Below are 16,750 nucleotides of genomic sequence, written 5' to 3'. Positions count from 1 at the left end.
ACTATACTTTTAAAACTTAACAAATATTTTTTTAAATATTTTTTTATTGAAGTATTTACTAATAATTTGCTTAATTATTTTACCATAAAAACTCTGTATTTTGTAAATTTTGATATTATTTAAATATATGAAAAATATTGTTAAAGTAAAAATTGAAATTCAAAAGAATTCAAGAATTAAATATGAATATAATAGAAAAACAAAAGAAATTGAAGTAGACAGAATTTTGAGAGGAGATTTTGTTTATCCATGTAATTATGGTTTTATTCCAAATGCTTTAGATTGAGACGGTGATGAATTAGATGTACTTTTATATTCAGAAGAAACTTTTATTCCAGGTTCAGTTCTTAATGCAAGAATAATTGGAGCAATGAAGATGATTGATGATGGTGAAACAGATACAAAGTTAATCGCTGTTCACGAAGATGACTATCGTCTTAGTCACATTCAAAATATCAAAGACTTACCGGAACCATTTTTAAAAACAGTAGAAACATTCTTTAGTACTTATAAAAATTGAAAACGTCCAAACATTACTTCTGTTAATGGATTCGAAAATGTTGAATGAGCAATGAAAGAATACGAAGAGTGTGTTGAACTTATGGAAAAATACGGTTCAATGGATAAAAAAGAATTTATTAAAAAAATGCAAGAAATGCATCCTGAGAAATATCAAGGATAATCCATGTTATCATGGATTATTTTTTATTATTTCATTTTATAAATTTTATTTTTAAGTTTATGTTTATTAATTTATCATGCTATAATATATGAGCTTAAAAAATAATTCAAGTAACAAGATTTAAAACTTAATAAAAAAATTAAATTTATATTGTTGTTTTACTTTTTATTTGTTATAATAATTAAGCAAATTGAAGCAAATAAAGCTGAGATAAAATAAAAGTAAAAAATATTGTTGACATTTTAAAAAATAATGTATAATAATATCACAAACATAAATGCCGATTTAGCTCAGCGGTAGAGCAGCTGGCTGTTAACCAGTTGGTCGTTGGTTCAATCCCAATAATCGGCGCCATTTATGGTCTGTTGGTGAAGCGGTTAACACACATGGTTTTCATCCATGCATGCACGGGTTCGATCCCCGTACAGACTGCCATTTTTGGAAGATTAGCTCAGTTGGGAGAGCATCGCCCTTACAAGGCGGAGGTCGTGGGTTCGAGCCCCTCATCTTCCACCATGCCGTCTTAGCTCAGTTGGTAGAGCAACTGACTTGTAATCAGTAGGTCGTAGGTTCGAGTCCTATAGACGGCACCAGTTAAGCATTAGCTTATTTTTTTTAACTTTTTAATACTTTTTGTATTTTGCGCGAGTGGTGAAATTGGCAGACACGCTAGATTTAGGCTCTAGTACTTATGGTGTGAGGGTTCGAGTCCCTCTTCGCGCACCAAACTGATAAACTTACTTTTTAATAAAATTAATTTTTTTTATTTTTTTAGTTTTTAATTATAAACATAAAACCTTAGAATTTTCATTCTAAGGTTTTTTCTTTTTTATTTATTCTTTGAAACCAGCGTTATAAAGTTCTGCATATTTACTTTGAGGATTATTTAATAATGTTTGATGATTTCCTTGTTCCAAAATTCGTCCATTTTCCATTACGATAATTTGTTCTGCATGCATAATTGTACTTAAACGGTGTGCAATAACTAATAAAGTTCTATTTGCCATAAGATAATTCATTGCTTCTTGAATTAACTTTTCAGTAATTGTATCGATTTTTGCAGTTGCTTCATCCATAATAATAATTGGTTTTTTAGAAATTATTGCTCTTGTAATAGCGAGTAATTGTCTTTGACCTTCTGAAATGTTTGAACCATTATTATTTAATATTGTTTGATAGCCATTAGGTAGATTTTGAATAAATTTATCAATTTGAGTAATTTTGCAAATTTCAAAAATTTCTTCTTCACTAATTTCATTATTAGCAACTTTTAAATTATTGAGTAAAGTATCTTCAAAAAGAAAGGTATCTTGTGAAATAGTTCCGATATATTCTCGTCATGAAGCTTGTTTAATTGATTTGGAATTTTGTTTATCAATTAGAATATTTCCATTTTGAGGTTCGTAAAACTTAGCAAGTAATTTAGAAATAGTTGTTTTTCCACATCCTGTATGACCTACTAAAGCTAAAGTGGTACTTGCAGGGATTGTGAAATTAATATTTTTTAAAATGATTTTGTCCGGATTATTTGGATAAGCAAAACTTACATTTTGAAATTCAATTAGTCCTTCTTTGTAATCTAAATCAAAATGTCCAAGATCTGGATTTTTATCTTGAAGATTTAAAATTCTTTCGATTCTTTCTCATGAGGCAAGTCCGCTTTGGAGGGAATTTGTGAATCCAAGAACGGTTTTAATTTGATTGGTGAGTGTTGCGATATACATTGAAAAAGAAGTGATTATACCAAAATCAAGAGGAACAACACCATAGGTACTTATTTTATTTAGTAAAAAATAAGTACCTAGTGAAACAATAATTAATTGATTGAGAATATTTATTAAGTTGTATGTTGGGAAAAGAATATGTCAGTATAGAACTGCTTTTCGACCTGCATTTCTTTCGAGTAAACTCACTTCTTCGAATTTTTTGATAACTTCTGCACGTTGATTGTGAAGACGAATATTAGGTAATGTTTTTAAAATTTCTTCAACATATCCATTATAAGAACCAGCAGCATCTTGGGCGATTTTGAAGTTTTGTTTTGTCTTGCTTATAATTCAAATAAAAACAATTCCGCTCGAAGGGACTAAAACAAGTGCTATGATTGCTAAAATTGGCGCATAAATAAACATTAATGTGATTGTTATTGTGAAAGTAAAAATTACATTCAAAATATTTGTGATTATATTAGAAATTGCATCTGTCAGATTTTGAGTATCACTAACAACAATTGTCATTAGGTCACCCGTTTTTTCATTTTCAAAAAAGTTCATTGATAAAGTTTGAATTTTTAAATAAATTTGTTCCCTTAATTCAAATGAGTATTTATTAAAAGTGGTACTAACGATCAAATTATTAAAAATACTGATTAAACGACTTAAAGCATAAACAACTAATAAAATTCCAACTAATAAGAAGTAAAACATTTTATTAGTTTGTCAATTTTGAAAAGTCGCTTGCGAAAAATTTTGACTAATGATAAAACCAATTAATCACGAACTAAATGCTCCAAGACCAGTTGTTGCAAGAACAAATAAAATTAAGAAAATTCAATGTTTAATTTTAAATGGAACTAATTTAAAAAGTTTTTTAATTTGGTTAAAATTAATTTTTTCTGGTTTGTTTGTTAAATTAACTCTTGGCATTACTTTTTCTCCTGTGAATTATAAATTTTTTGATAGTATTCATTATTTGCAAGGAGCTGTTCATGAGTTCCTGTTCCGACGATTTGACCATTATCTAAAATGATTATTTGATCCATATCTTTGATTGTTTTAATTCTTTGAGCAATAATAATTAAAGTTGTATTTTCTAATTTATTTAAAATTCCTTTACGAACTAATTTATCAGTTGTATTATCAAGGGCGCTAGTTGAATCATCTAAAATTAAGATTTTTGGCTTTTTCAAAATTGCCTGTGCAATACTAATTCTTTGTCTTTGGCCACCACTTAAATTAATTCCATTTTGACCAATTTTAGTTTCAGTTTTGTCAGGATATTCATTAACAAAGTGAGCTTGTGCAATTTTAAGGGTTTGCTCGATTTCGCTATCGCTTGCTTGTTTATTTGTGAAATTTAAGTTTTCTTTAATAGTTCCGCTTAACAACATATTTTTTTGTCAAACTGCAGAAATTTGAGCATGAAAATCTTCTGAATTAATTTGATTTATATCGATGTTATCAATTAATACTCTTCCACTAGTTGGAAGCACTTCTCTTGTTAAAATGTTGACAAGTGAGCTTTTTCCACTTCCTGTTGTTCCGATGATTCCAACTGTTGAATGGGCCGGAATTTTAAATGAAATATTTTTAAGAACTTGATGTTTAGGATTATCATGATAAGCATAAGAAACATTTTGAAATTCAATTGCTCCATCACTAATTTGATTATTATTTGAAATTGGTTGAATACTGCTTTCGGTTGTTAAAATTTCATAAACTCTTTTCGAAGATACATTTGAACGGATTAATTTATTTGCTTCAAAACACACTTGGAAGACACCTGATGAAATTAAACCTAAGTAAGCAATAAATTGATAAACATTTGAAACTTGCCGAGCAATATTTATATTCGAATAATTATGAGCAATTAAACCAAAAATTACAAAGACACTAACATTTGCAATTGAAATACTAAAATGAATAATTGGTCAAGCAATTGAACTAATTTTTGAAACTTTTAAATTAGTGTTCAAAAGGTTGCTATTTTTAGAATCAAAAATATCATAACGACATGATTGGAGATTATAACTTTTAATTAATTCAATTCCATTAATATCTTGTTGAATACTAAGATTAAATTTATCTAAAATTGTATTTTCTTTTGAATAATAAGGAAATAAAAATTTAATTGCAAAAAGAGCTCCTAAAAAGATTAAAGGAACTAAAATTAAAATTGAAATGGATAAATATAAACTTAAAATAACTGAAAAGACAGTTCCTCAAATAATTAAAAAAGAACCATTTAAAAGTGAAAAACAAAGTGTATAAAAACCACCATTAATTTTCATGATGTCGTTATTAAATCTAGTAATAATTGTTGAAAAAGAAATTTGATCAATGTTATCTTTGCTTAAATTTAAGATCTTTTCAAACAGCTTCATCCGAATTAAATGTCTAATGTGACTTATCGTATATTCACCTAGTCTTAGCGAACAAATCCAAATTATTCATTGCAAAGTTGTGAAAACTATAACTAAAATAATTAAAAAACTAAACGGTGTTAAACCACTTGGGGTTTGCAACTCTCAACTTAGAATTTTAATTGTATGAACCGTATTTGGAGTACTTCCACTAATTTCGATAAATTGTTTAACAAACTGTGGAATAATCATTTCCAAAAAACTTGGAAAAATTGCAATTAAAGCACAGAGAAGAATTCTAAATTTAGTAGTTTTAGGTAATATTTTAAAAATTTTTAACATGTGAAAATTATACTGATTTATTCTATCATTCACTTCTATTTAAGCTCAAAAAGAGGATCGGTCAAACTTAGCAGAATATTAATTAACTTGCTAAAAAAATCAAATTTGGTGCTATAATATTAACTATGGAAAAAGCTAGATTAGACAAAAAGCATGAGTTAATTTTGAAATTCACAGTTGCTTTATATATTAAAGAAAAAAGCCCAATTAGCAGTTCAATTTTATTAGAAAAATATCCTAAAGAAACAAATTGTTCTTCTGCTAAGATTCGTTATTTAATGAATGATCTTGAAAAAGACGGATATCTTAAAAAAGCTCATTCATCAAGTGGTCGGATTCCAACTATTTTAGGATTAGATTATTATGCAAAGCACTTAGCTAATTCTTCAGAAGATAAATTAATTCGAAAAATTAATCAAGTATTCAAACAAAAAGAACGTAAGATTGATCAAACAATTGAATCTGCTGCTGAAATCATCACAGAAATGACCGGTTTAACTTTAGTTACAACTTCATATACAGCAAATGCTTTACTTAAAGGGATTGATTTAGTTCCTTTAAGTAAGGAAACAGCAACTGTTGTGATTGTAATTTCAACAGGAGAAGTTTTTTCAAATATTATTAGTTTCAATTCTGATGAAATTAGCATTAATGATTTAAAAATAGCAGTCAAAATTTTTAAAGAAAATTTAATTGATGTTCCAATTAACAATTTAGAACGAGAAATTTTAGATTTGAAAAAAACTCTTTCACAATCAGTTAAAAATTATCAAAAAATTATTGAAACTATTATCAAAAATGTGATTAGTTTAAATTTTAAACAAAGCAATATTTATGGTAAAAATAATATTATTTTAAGTAATCAAATTAATCGTGAAAACCTTTCTCGAATGATTGATTTAATAGAAAATCATTCAGTTTGAGAAAGTATTGAACGTGAAATGGAAAATGAAGAAAAACTTAGAATTGCAGTCAATGACACTGGTGCTTATATGTCTAAACGCATTGATGACGGAGCAAAAGTAACTGAAATTTCAGTTGTTGGAGGTATTGCTTCGGATTTTGATGATATGAAATCAGTTTTAAATGCACTTGAAAGATATTTAAAAAACAAATAATAAAAGGAGTGAAAATATGAAATTTTTGAAAATAAATAATGGAGATAAAATTAAAGGTAATTTTGAACTTTTTATTAACGGACATTTAAATCTTGATTTTTCAGGAATAAGAGAAATTGAAATTGGGCAAAATAGCTATTTACCTGATTTTGATGAACGTTTAATTAATAGAAAAGTTAAAAAAGAAATGGAAGTTAAATTTATTTTTTCTAAAGATTATCCAATTGTCGAATTTCAAAGAAAAGAAGCTATTGTGGTTATTAAAAATTTAGAAATTGCAAAAAACAACACAAATTCTAATTTTGAAACACAAGAACTTTTAACTAAAATCAAAGAACTTGAACTAAAATTAGCCGAAAAGGAATCTCAGCTTAAAATTACTGAATATACATTTAAACAAAAAGCTGAAGAAATTACAAGCAAAGCTAATGAAAAAATTGAATCTTTAAGAAAAGAAATTGAAGAAAAAAATAAATTAGAACTTGCACAAAATAAAGAATTTGCTCTTGCAAGATTTGTTGAAGACTTTGAAGTTCCATTTAATAACTTTAAATTAGCAATGAATATTGGTGCAAACTCAGAAGACCCACAAGTTAAAAATTATTGTATTGGTTTTAATTTAATTGCAAATCAATTTAATCAAGTTTTAGAAGATCATGGTATTTTACTTATTGAACCAAAAATTGGACAGGAATTTAATCCTTACGAGGAAGAAGCGATTGATTTCCAAAATGATGTTAATTTAGCTAACAATACTATTGTTAAAGTGGTAAAACCTGGATTAAAAATAGGAACAAGAATTATTAAACCTGCATCTGTTGTACTCAATAAAAATAATTAAAAAATTTAGCAATTAACTTGACTAACTGCTAAATTTATGGTAGAATATTATTGTCAAACAAAATAAAAGAAAATTTTAAGAGTTTAAATTTAAAAATTACTAGGAGGCGAAATGGCTAAAGAAATAGTATTAGGAATTGACTTAGGAACAACAAACTCTGTTGTTTCTGTAATTGAAAATAAACAACCAGTTGTATTAGAAAATCCAAATGGAAAAAGAACAACCCCATCAGTTGTTGCTTTTAAAAATGGTGAAATTATTGTGGGTGAAGTTGCTAAAAGACAAGTTGAAACTAACCCAAACACAATTGTTTCTATTAAAAGATTAATGGGAACAAACAAAACAGTTCATGCAAATAACAAAGATTATAAACCAGAAGAAATTTCAGCAATGATTCTTTCATATATGAAAGATTATGCTGAAGCAAAATTAGGACAAAAAGTATCTAAAGCAGTTATCACTGTACCAGCATACTTTGATAATGCACAACGTGAAGCAACTAAAATCGCAGGTAAAATTGCAGGATTAGATGTTTTACGTATTATTAATGAACCTACCGCTGCAGCGTTAGCTTTTGGTTTAGAAAAAACAAATCAATCAATGAAAGTTTTAGTTTATGACCTTGGAGGTGGAACATTTGACGTTTCTGTTTTAGAATTAGAAGATGGAACATTTGAAGTTCTTTCAACAAGTGGAGATAACCATTTAGGTGGTGATGACTGAGATAACGAAATTGTTAAATGAATGATTAAAGAAATTAATTCTAGATATGGTTATGATGCAACAAATGACAAAATGGCGTTAGCAAGATTAAAAGAAACAGCAGAAAAAGCTAAAATCGATCTTTCAGCACAATCTGTTGCTCAAATTAATTTACCATTTTTAGCAGTAACTGCATCAGGTCCAGTTAATGTTGAATTAGAACTTAAACGTAGTGAATTTGAAGCGATGACTTCACACTTATTAGATCGTACAAGAAAACCAATTGAAGATGCTTTAAGAGAAGCAGGGATTACTGCTAATGATTTACATGAAGTATTGTTAGTTGGTGGTTCAACAAGAATGCCAGCTGTTGTAGATATGGTAAAAAGAACTTTAAATAAAGAACCAAACCGTTCAATCAACCCTGATGAAGTTGTATCAATTGGTGCAGCTATCCAAGGTGCTGTTCTAGCAGGTGATATTGATGATATTTTACTTCTTGATGTTACACCTCTTACATTAGGAATTGAAACAATGGGTGGTGTTGCTACTCCTTTAATTGCTAGAAATACAACTATCCCAGTTACTAAATCACAAATCTTTTCAACAGCTGCTGATAATCAAACAGAAGTAACAATTAGAGTGGTTCAAGGTGAAAGACCAATGGCAAATGACAATAAGTTGCTTGGACAATTTAACTTAGATGGAATTGAACCTGCTCCAAGAGGTATTCCTCAAATTGAAGTTAGTTTCTCAATTGATGTTAATGGTATTACAACAGTTACAGCAAAAGATGTAAAAACTCAAAAAGAACAAAAAATTACAATTTCAAATTCAAGTAAATTAAGTGAAGATGAAATTGAAAGAATGGTTAAAGAAGCTGAAATGAACAAAGAAGCAGATTCAAAACGTAAAGAAGAAGCTGAAACTATTGTTCGTGCAGAAAGTTTAATTGATCAAATTAATAAAGCTAATAAAGATCAAGGTGATAAATTAGATCCTAAAGCTAAAGAAGAATCAGAAAAATTAGTTAAAGAAATCCAAGATTTAATTGCTAAAAAAGACATTCCAGCACTTAAAACTAAATTAGATGAATTAGAAAACACAATTAGAAACTTCGCAAATTATGCTGCTCAACAAAATGCTCAAGCTAACCCTAACTCACAAAATAGTGAAAATGTTGAAACAGCAGAAGTTGTTGAAGAATAGGTTCTAAAACTTCAAAGATAACTTTATGAAGCACTCTTATTAAAATAGAGTGCTTTTTTTATTAAACTTGGACAAAATAATATAATATATTTACAAAATAATAAATTAAAGGAGTAATTTAATGAAATTAAAACATTTAGAATTGAATTTAAATAATGCACTTGAAAATGGAATTCAAGATTTAGAACAATTCCAAGCCAAAGTGACAGAAATTCATAATGCAGTTTTAAATAAACAAGTCGCTGAAAAAGATTGATTAGGTTGATATGATTTACCTCAAAATTACGATCAAGATGAATTTGCAAGAATGGAAGCTAAAGCACAACATTGACAAAATTTAGGTGTTGAAGTTGTTGTTGTTATTGGAATTGGTGGTTCATATCTTGGAGCCAAAACAGGTTATGATTTTATTTATGGACCATACGCAATTAATAAACCTAAAATGGAATTAGTTTTTGCTGGAAATGATATTTCAGCTGAAGCTTTATATGAAAAATTAAAATATGTTGAAAATAAAAAGTTTGCAATTAATGTGATTTCAAAATCAGGTACAACTTTAGAACCTTCAATTGCGTTTAGAGAATTTAGAAACTTACTTGAACAAAAAGAAGGAGACGGTAGTGCAGAGCTTATCGCTGCTACAACAGATAAAGCTAAAGGTGTTCTTTTTGAACTTGCAACAGCTAAAGGATATGAGAAATTTATTGTTCCTGATGATATTGGAGGACGTTTTTCTGTTTTAACAGCCGTTGGACTTTTTCCATTTTTATGTGCAGGAATTGATGCTCGTAAAATTCTTGAAGGTGCGAATTTAACAAATCAGGAATTAAGCTCAGATTTAATTAATAATAACCCTGCATACGCATATGCTGCTACAAGAATTTTCTTACATAAAGAAAAAAACTTTTTAGCAGAAATGTTAGTTTCATATGAACCTAAGTTGCAATATTTTGCAGAATGATGAAAACAACTTTTTGCTGAATCAGAAGGTAAAGATGGTCAAGGAATTTGACCAATGAGTTCAATTTTTTCAACTGATTTACACTCATTAGGTCAAATGATTCAAGATGGAAATAAAATTTTATTTGAAACAGTTTTAACCTTAAAAAATCCAAAATATAATATTACTTTTAAAGCTGATCACTTAGATCTTGATAAATTGGATTATTTAGATGGTAAAAACTTACATCAAGTAAATAATGTTGCTTTTGAAGCTACAACAAAAGCTCATGTTGAAGTTGGGAAAGTTCCTAATATTCACTTACTTTTTGATAAATTTGATGAAGCAACTTTAGGAGCTTTATTCATTTTCTTTGAAAGAGCTTTAACAATGAGTGCTTATTTACTTGGAGTAAATCCATTTAATCAACCAGGTGTTGAAGTTTATAAGAAAAACATGTTTACCATGTTAGGTAAAAAATAATTAAATGCAAAAGAAATTAATTAAACTACTTGTTCAAAATACAAATTTTAGTCGTAAGCAAATTCTTCAATTTTTTAAAAATCAAGAAGTTACCATAGATGGTCAGGTGGTAAATCAAGATTTTGAAAATTTTATAGGAACTGAGATTAAAATTCAGGGTCAAGAAATTTATAGTTGATGAACAATTTATTTAGCAATAAATAAACCTACTGGTTATGTTTGTGCAAATATTGATAATCTCCATTCAACAATTTTTGAAATTTTAGAACCCAAATATAGAAATATTCAAAATTTACATACTGTTGGTAGACTTGATAAAGATACAACGGGATTGTTATTAGTTACAAATGATGGTCAGTGAACTCATTCTTTAACAAGTCCTAAAAAACATGTTGAAAAAGTTTATTTAGTGACAGTGGATCAAAAAATAGATTCAGCTTTAATTTCTCATTTTGCCCAAGGAGTGCAAATCGGACCAAACGAAATAACTCGTCCAGGTCAATTAGAAATTATTAGTTCTAATCAAGCTTTCTTAACAATTGATGAAGGTAAGTTTCATCAAGTCAAACGTATGTTTAAGACATTTAATTATCAAGTAACAAATCTTAAACGAGTTCAATATGGGAAATTAAAACTAACTGATTTAAATTTAAAGGAGGGTCAAACTTTACTTTTAAGTCAAGCTCAAATTGAACAAATTAAAAAATAACCTTAAAAAAAGGTTATTTTTTAATTCCTAGAAGAACAAAAAGATAAGTTCTTTTGATTCGACTTGCAGTATATCTTTTGCTAACACAAGCTTCAATAAAACTTGCGTAATTAGGTTTATCAATTTGTTTTTTGAAGAGATTTTCAATTCCTTCGCTAATCATTTTGAGTTCACGTAATTTTTCAACTGATGTATTTTTGATTATTTTTTGAAAACGAGGATAGGTGTTTTCAATTAATCTTTTTTGTGGGATTTTAACAATTTTCATTGGTGTATATTCAGAAACATTTTGATTTTGAAGTAGCATTTTACGAATTAAGCTTGCACTTGCGAAGTTGTTATTAGTTTGCTCTGCGTGAAAATCAATTGTACGCTTAATTGCGATTGGAGTAATAGGCAAATCAAAATCTACGATAGTTTTAACATATTCCAGTCCCAAAATATCATTAGGCATAGAAATATCGTGGCCAACAAGTTCGCTTAATGCCAAATTAGTTGCTCGTGGAAAGCTATTTCCGCCTTGCTTTAAATAGTATTTAACTAGTCTATTATATTCTTGACGATTATTTTTGATCGTTTTGGCAATTGTAAGAAAAAGATTTACATCACCTGTTTCTGAACCAAAAACCAAAAACTCAATTCCTTTTTTTGCTAATTTTAAAACAGCTTCACGAGCGAAAATATGTGCAGCTTGTGCACTTATTTCAACTGGTAATTTCACAAATTTATTAACACCATATTTTTTAGCAATTCTCTTTCTTTGGTTGTAGCTTACACAAATTATTTCGCCACGTTGTGAGTATTTTTGAGACATTGCAACGGTGATTTTAGGATTATAAAAGTTTTTCTGAATTCAGTTTAGTTGATAAATATGACCGTTGTGAAATGGGTTGTATTCGACTACAATTCCAATTTTAGTTTTTTTCTTTCATCATTTCATATTTTTAAATTATAGTAATTTTTACTACAAAGATTATTAACTAATAAATAAAAAGGAATAAATTATCTTTTTATAGCTATTTTTAACTTTGAAAAAATCAAAAAATTATTAAGATTTATATTAGTTTTATATTATAATATTTTTGCTAATTATAAAGACCACAAAGGAGGACAACCATGGCTATAGTACCAAAACGTAAAACTTCAAAGCAACGTAAACACAAAAGACAAACACACAATGCGTTAGATGTACCTAACCTTGTTAAATGCTCAAATTGTACAAAATTAGTTGAGCAACACGTAGTATGTAGATTTTGTGGTTTTTACAAAGGTAAAAAAGTTGAAGGATATGTTGCGTTAGACGATCGTATCCAAAAATAATTTATTAATATAATTAATAGCTAGTCTTAGCTATTTTTTTTATTATTTTTGTACTTTTTTAGTTTTTCTTTCAAATTTTTTTTATTTATTAGATGGACTAAATAAGGAGAAAAAATGATTTTATATAAATTCGGAGAAATTGTTTATAAAAACAAAAACAATGTAATTTTAGAAAGTCAAGGAACAGGGTATCTTTTGCAAGTAGCTGAAGATTCACGCTATGAAGTTTCTCAAAAAATTAAAATGTACTTCTTTGAATATCAAACAGATTATTGCAAAAATACTTTTGGTTTCAAAGATTTTAAAGAACGAATTCTTTTTATGGACTTAATTACAATTGATAAAATAGGTCCAAGAATTGCTTTAAATATTCTTAATCACGGTTGAGAAAATGTTGCGAATTTAATTGTAAGTGAAAATTGACAAGAACTTTCAAAATTTAGCTTTGTAAACGAAAAAACAGCAAAATTAATTTGTGTAGAGTTAAAAAACAAATGATCCAAATTAATTCAACCTAAACCTGAGAACATAACTCAAAATAACGATAAAATCACTGATTTAATTAAAACCCTTAGTACTTTAGGTTTTAAAAAACATCAAATTGATTTAGCTTTATCAGAAATTAAAGAAACTAATGATTTGGATCAAATGATAGAAGATTCGATTCAAATTATAGCTAGTCATCAAGCTAGAAGTCATGTCTAAAATTAATTTAAGACCTCAAAGTTTTTGTGATTTTATTGGTCAAAGTCGTTTAATTCAAACTTTAAAAGCAATGATTGCTAGTTCAAAAATCAAAAATAAACCACTAGCTCACATACTTTTTTACGGTTCACCAGGAATGGGTAAAACCACGCTGGCAACAATTATTGCACATGAATTAAATCAAAAAATTCATTATGTTCAAGGTGCAAATATTGAGAAAAAAGCTGATATTCTAAGTATTCTTTCGTTATTGAATGAAGGAGATATTCTTTTTATTGATGAAATTCATAGTGTTAATAAATTGGTTATTGAATTTTTATATAGTGCAATGGAGGAATTTGTTTTTGATTTAATTATTGGTAAAGAAGGAAATTCTCGGGCAGTTAGAATGAAAGTTAAACCTTTCACTTTAATTGGTGCAACGACAAAAATTAATGAATTAACTCAACCATTTAAAGATCGCTTTGGATATATTGCTAGATTGACAAATTATTGTGAAAAAGATATTTTAAAAATTTTAAAAATATCAGCTAAAAAAATGCAAATCCAAATTGATCAAAATTTTCAAAAACAAATTGCCAGTTACTCACGCTATACTCCAAGAGTTGCAAATCATCTTTTAGAAAGAGTTTATGATTTTGCTCTTGCAGAAAATCAAGGAATTATTAATGAAAAAATTATTAAAAAAACTTTTAAATCACTTGATTTATATCAATTTGGTTTAACCAAAGATCATATTGAATATTTAAATATTCTAAATGATGGTTTTAATCGAAGTTATGTTTCATTAGATACCATTATCGGTTTAACTGCTCACAACAAAGATACTTTAATTAATGAAATAGAACCGATTTTACTTTATCATAAGTTTATTGATAAAAATTCACGAGGCAGAAAAATTACAAAATTAGGAGTTGAATATCTAAAGAGTCAACTCTAATCAGAGCTATTTGCATCTTTTTTGTTCTTTTTGTGGTAATATTTAATCAATATGATTAAATGAATTAAAAATATCTTTAAGCTTAATAATTTCAAAAGATATTTAATTAGTTTTATTACGATTGCATCAGCAGGATTTGCTATTTTTGCTGGAAGCAATTATTATATTTCAAAAAATGTTAATAAATCAATTGAATATGCCGGAGGAGTTGAAGTTGTTGTTCAAGCTCAAGTCAAAGATGAAAAAGGTAAGATTGAGAATGCTGACTCTTCACTTATTGAGCTTATCAATCAATCACTTTATAATAGATTAACTGGGGGAACTGGTTTAAATGGAATCAACGTTTCAACCGAAGGTGATGGAAAATTGAGAATTACAAAAAGTGGAAATTATAGTTCTAGCCAACTTAATGAATTTGAAAAAGAAATTGTTACTAAACCAATTTTAACAATTACAGATTCTCAAATGCATCCACTTTTTCAAAAAGATGGTTCAACAATTTCGTTCACCAAGGATGCTTCTTTATTTGATAAAGATGGTAATCTTTTACCAATTTCAACTTGAATACCCCCATTTAAAGCTAACGGAATTAATGCAGAAGTTGGTTCTGATGGAAAATGAGGTGTTTCGATTGAATTAAATGGTGTAAGTGGTGAAAATGCTTGGGTAGATGCTACAACTTATATTTCAAAACAACAAGATCAAAGAATGTTAATTTGATTAAATCTTGAACAACTTTACAAAATGGCAACTCAAGAATTTCCAAGTGATTGAGAAGCCTCAGGTAAAAATTTATGAAATTTTATTCACGTAGGTAATCAAGCAACATATCAAAATGATTCAGGAATGATTGTTGAAAATGCATTAAAGAAAAATGTTTTTGATGCTGAAAAATATTTAATTAGTGCACCTGTGGCTCAAAATACAATTAACACAAATAAAACAATTATTCAAGGAAACTTTACACAAGTACAAGCTAAGGAATTAGCTGATAAAATTAAATTTGGTTTAAGTAATTATGAACTTGTTCCACTTTTAAAATATTATGTTGAAGCTGGTAAAAATGCTAATGCATTTAAGTATGCAATGCTAGCAGGAATTATTATTTTTAGTGTTATTGCACTTTGAATGATTGTTAATTATGGTTTACTAGGTGCTTTAAGTACAATTAGTATGTCACTTTATATCTTTTTAACTCTTTTAATCTTTACAGCTTTAAGAGGAGAATATTCTCCTTCAACAATTGCTGCATTAATTATTGGTATCGGAATTAGTGTTGATGCTAATGTTATTACTTACGAAAGACTTAAAAAGCAAATTTATGAAGGTGATTCGTTTAAAAAGTCGTTTAGGAATGCTAACCGTCAATCGCTTTCAAGTATTGTTGATGCCAATGTCACAACAATTTTAGTTGGATTTATTCTTTTCTATTTAGGAACTAAAGATGTTAAAGGATTTAGTATTACTTTAGTTTTATCTGTTTTATTTACTCTTTTAGTAATGCTTGTTTTCCAAAGATTTTTAGCGTCAATGATAGTTGGAACAGGTCTTTTTGATAATAGGTTATATTTATTAGGAATAAGAAAAAGATATATTAATAAAACAACTAAAATTAAAACTTGAGTTAATAATTTTGATTATTTAAAAAACTCAAAATGATTCGTACTTAGTTCTTTAATTTTTATTCTAATTGCAATTATAGTTTTTGGTGCAATAGCCGGTTCAAAAGGTAGGTTATCGTTAGGAATTAATACTTCAATTCAATTTAGTGGAGGTCTTAATCTTTCGATTGTTGGTGATGATGCTAATACAATTTTTATTACTCAAAATGATGCTTTACAAATTAAACAAAGTTTAATTAATGCTAATTTAGAAATTCCTGATTTAGCTAATCATATTTCAATTAGTGTTGCTAATGTTGAGAATCAATCTTATCTTGTTTCGATTCAAACTACAGAAAATATTGATCATGATCAAATTTTAAATAAAGTTAAAGATGTAGTAAAAACAATAAATAGTGATTACAAAGTTTTAGCATACCAAGTTTCAAATTCAGAAGCTCAAAAATTAGTCTTAAATGCAATGCTTGCAACAGGAATTAGTTTTATAGCTATTGTAATTTATCTTTTATTCAGAATGAATTATACTTATTCAATTGCTGCAATTATTGGTTTATTACATGACTTTTTAATGGTTGTTTCTTTTATAGTTATTACAAGATTACAAATCTCAACTATAGTTGTTGCAGCAATGCTAGCAATTTTAGGATTAAGTATTAATGACACTGTTGTTACTTTTGACAAAATTAGAGAAATTATCAATTCACAATATGTTAGAAAAATTCTTAGCAAAGAAGATATTAGAAAAATAGCTAATACGGCAATCGCTGATACATTAAAGAGAAGTTTGTATACATCACTTACTACTATTTTCGCAATCGTTGTTCTTTTATCTTTCCAAAATGCAACTGATTTTGCTTTCAACATTATTATGCTTTTTGGAATTAGTATTGGTGTATATTCTTCAATTTTTATTTGTACCTGAGTATGAAGCAAACTTGAACTTTCACGTCAAAAACGAATTCAAAAACGAATTCAAAAAGGTTACTGAAATATTAATTGACCTGAAGAACAAACTTTCAATGGAATTAATGATTATTTATCATAAAAGTAGGTTTT

At 27.6% G+C, this 16,750-nt stretch carries 13 protein-coding genes and 5 tRNA genes; 15 read left to right on the top strand and 3 right to left on the bottom strand.

Features of this window, described 5'->3' with window-relative positions; all coding sequences use genetic code 4:
* Nucleotides 1–127: 127 nt before the first annotated feature.
* The 6 genes from EXC53_RS03790 to EXC53_RS03765 all read left to right on the top strand — a co-directional run bounded on the left by EXC53_RS03790 (nucleotide 128) and on the right by EXC53_RS03765 (nucleotide 1,408).
* Nucleotides 128–682 carry an inorganic diphosphatase gene (locus EXC53_RS03790; protein ID WP_119571967.1) on the top strand — a complete coding sequence of 185 codons (555 nt, stop codon included), beginning with the start codon at nucleotides 128–130 and terminating at the stop codon, nucleotides 680–682.
* Between the two features lie 279 nt (nucleotides 683–961).
* Nucleotides 962–1,036 (top strand) — tRNA-Asn (locus EXC53_RS03785).
* Nucleotides 1,037–1,041: 5 nt separating this feature from the next.
* Nucleotides 1,042–1,117, top strand: a tRNA-Glu gene (locus tag EXC53_RS03780).
* A 5-nt stretch (nucleotides 1,118–1,122) separates the two neighbouring features.
* A tRNA-Val gene (locus tag EXC53_RS03775) sits at nucleotides 1,123–1,198 on the top strand.
* Between the two features lies 1 nt (nucleotide 1,199).
* Nucleotides 1,200–1,275: transfer RNA gene (locus tag EXC53_RS03770), tRNA-Thr, on the top strand.
* A 49-nt stretch (nucleotides 1,276–1,324) separates the two neighbouring features.
* A tRNA-Leu gene (locus tag EXC53_RS03765) sits at nucleotides 1,325–1,408 on the top strand.
* Nucleotides 1,409–1,515: 107 nt separating this feature from the next.
* On the opposite strand, the gene EXC53_RS03760 is transcribed toward EXC53_RS03765, so the two are convergent.
* Complete coding sequence (locus EXC53_RS03760) at nucleotides 1,516–3,327, bottom strand: ABC transporter ATP-binding protein (protein ID WP_119571966.1); 1,812 nt, start codon at nucleotides 3,325–3,327, stop codon at nucleotides 1,516–1,518.
* A complete protein-coding gene (locus EXC53_RS03755) occupies nucleotides 3,327–5,105 on the bottom strand; it encodes an ABC transporter ATP-binding protein (protein WP_119571965.1) in 1,779 nt (592 codons plus the stop codon). The genes EXC53_RS03760 and EXC53_RS03755 overlap by 1 nt, the downstream gene beginning before the upstream one ends.
* A 125-nt stretch (nucleotides 5,106–5,230) precedes the next feature.
* On the opposite strand from EXC53_RS03755, the gene hrcA reads away from it, so the two are divergent.
* The 5 genes from hrcA to EXC53_RS03730 all read left to right on the top strand — a co-directional run bounded on the left by hrcA (nucleotide 5,231) and on the right by EXC53_RS03730 (nucleotide 11,107).
* Nucleotides 5,231–6,223, top strand: coding sequence for a heat-inducible transcriptional repressor HrcA (hrcA, locus tag EXC53_RS03750; protein WP_119571964.1), 993 nt, complete (start codon nucleotides 5,231–5,233; stop codon nucleotides 6,221–6,223).
* Between the two features lie 16 nt (nucleotides 6,224–6,239).
* On the top strand, nucleotides 6,240–7,064 hold the full coding sequence (gene grpE, locus EXC53_RS03745) for a nucleotide exchange factor GrpE (protein ID WP_119571963.1): 825 nt from the start codon (nucleotides 6,240–6,242) through the stop codon (nucleotides 7,062–7,064).
* 111 nt (nucleotides 7,065–7,175) lie between these two features.
* Nucleotides 7,176–8,975: a molecular chaperone DnaK gene (gene dnaK / locus EXC53_RS03740; RefSeq protein WP_119571962.1), complete on the top strand. Its 1,800-nt coding sequence runs from the start codon at nucleotides 7,176–7,178 to the stop codon at nucleotides 8,973–8,975.
* Between the two features lie 121 nt (nucleotides 8,976–9,096).
* A complete protein-coding gene (locus EXC53_RS03735; protein WP_119571961.1) occupies nucleotides 9,097–10,398 on the top strand; it encodes a glucose-6-phosphate isomerase in 1,302 nt (433 codons plus the stop codon).
* Between the two features lie 4 nt (nucleotides 10,399–10,402).
* Entirely contained in the window at nucleotides 10,403–11,107 is a 705-nt protein-coding gene (locus EXC53_RS03730) for a 16S rRNA pseudouridine(516) synthase (protein ID WP_119571960.1), read from the top strand.
* Between the two features lie 13 nt (nucleotides 11,108–11,120).
* Here EXC53_RS03730 and EXC53_RS03725 read toward each other — a convergent pair whose 3' ends face one another.
* Complete coding sequence (locus EXC53_RS03725; RefSeq protein ID WP_119571959.1) at nucleotides 11,121–12,047, bottom strand: nucleotidyltransferase; 927 nt, start codon at nucleotides 12,045–12,047, stop codon at nucleotides 11,121–11,123.
* 176 nt (nucleotides 12,048–12,223) lie between these two features.
* Between EXC53_RS03725 and rpmF the strand changes: the two genes are divergently transcribed.
* From rpmF to secDF, 4 genes are all read left to right on the top strand, one after another.
* On the top strand, nucleotides 12,224–12,427 hold the full coding sequence (gene rpmF / locus EXC53_RS03720) for a 50S ribosomal protein L32 (protein ID WP_119571958.1): 204 nt from the start codon (nucleotides 12,224–12,226) through the stop codon (nucleotides 12,425–12,427).
* A 114-nt stretch (nucleotides 12,428–12,541) separates the two neighbouring features.
* The gene (ruvA, locus tag EXC53_RS03715; RefSeq protein ID WP_119571957.1) at nucleotides 12,542–13,132 is read left to right on the top strand and encodes a Holliday junction branch migration protein RuvA; all 591 of its coding nucleotides are present in this window, start codon (nucleotides 12,542–12,544) and stop codon (nucleotides 13,130–13,132) included.
* Nucleotides 13,125–14,072, top strand: a complete 948-nt coding sequence (ruvB, locus tag EXC53_RS03710) for a Holliday junction branch migration DNA helicase RuvB (protein WP_119571956.1) — start codon at nucleotides 13,125–13,127, stop codon at nucleotides 14,070–14,072. Before ruvA ends, ruvB begins: the two co-directional genes overlap by 8 nt.
* A gap of 51 nt (nucleotides 14,073–14,123) precedes the next feature.
* Nucleotides 14,124–16,739 (top strand): protein translocase subunit SecDF, encoded by a 2,616-nt coding sequence (secDF, locus tag EXC53_RS03705; RefSeq protein WP_119571955.1) that lies wholly within the window; start codon nucleotides 14,124–14,126, stop codon nucleotides 16,737–16,739.
* Nucleotides 16,740–16,750: the final 11 nt, after the last annotated feature.

Origin of the sequence: Mycoplasmopsis gallopavonis (genome assembly GCF_900660635.1) — a bacterium.
In the GTDB taxonomy this organism is placed as follows: Bacteria; Bacillota_I; Bacilli_A; order Mycoplasmatales; family Metamycoplasmataceae; genus Mycoplasmopsis; species Mycoplasmopsis gallopavonis.
The sequence above is the reverse complement of the archived record's forward strand: the minus strand, read 5'-3'. Positions and strand labels throughout refer to the sequence as shown.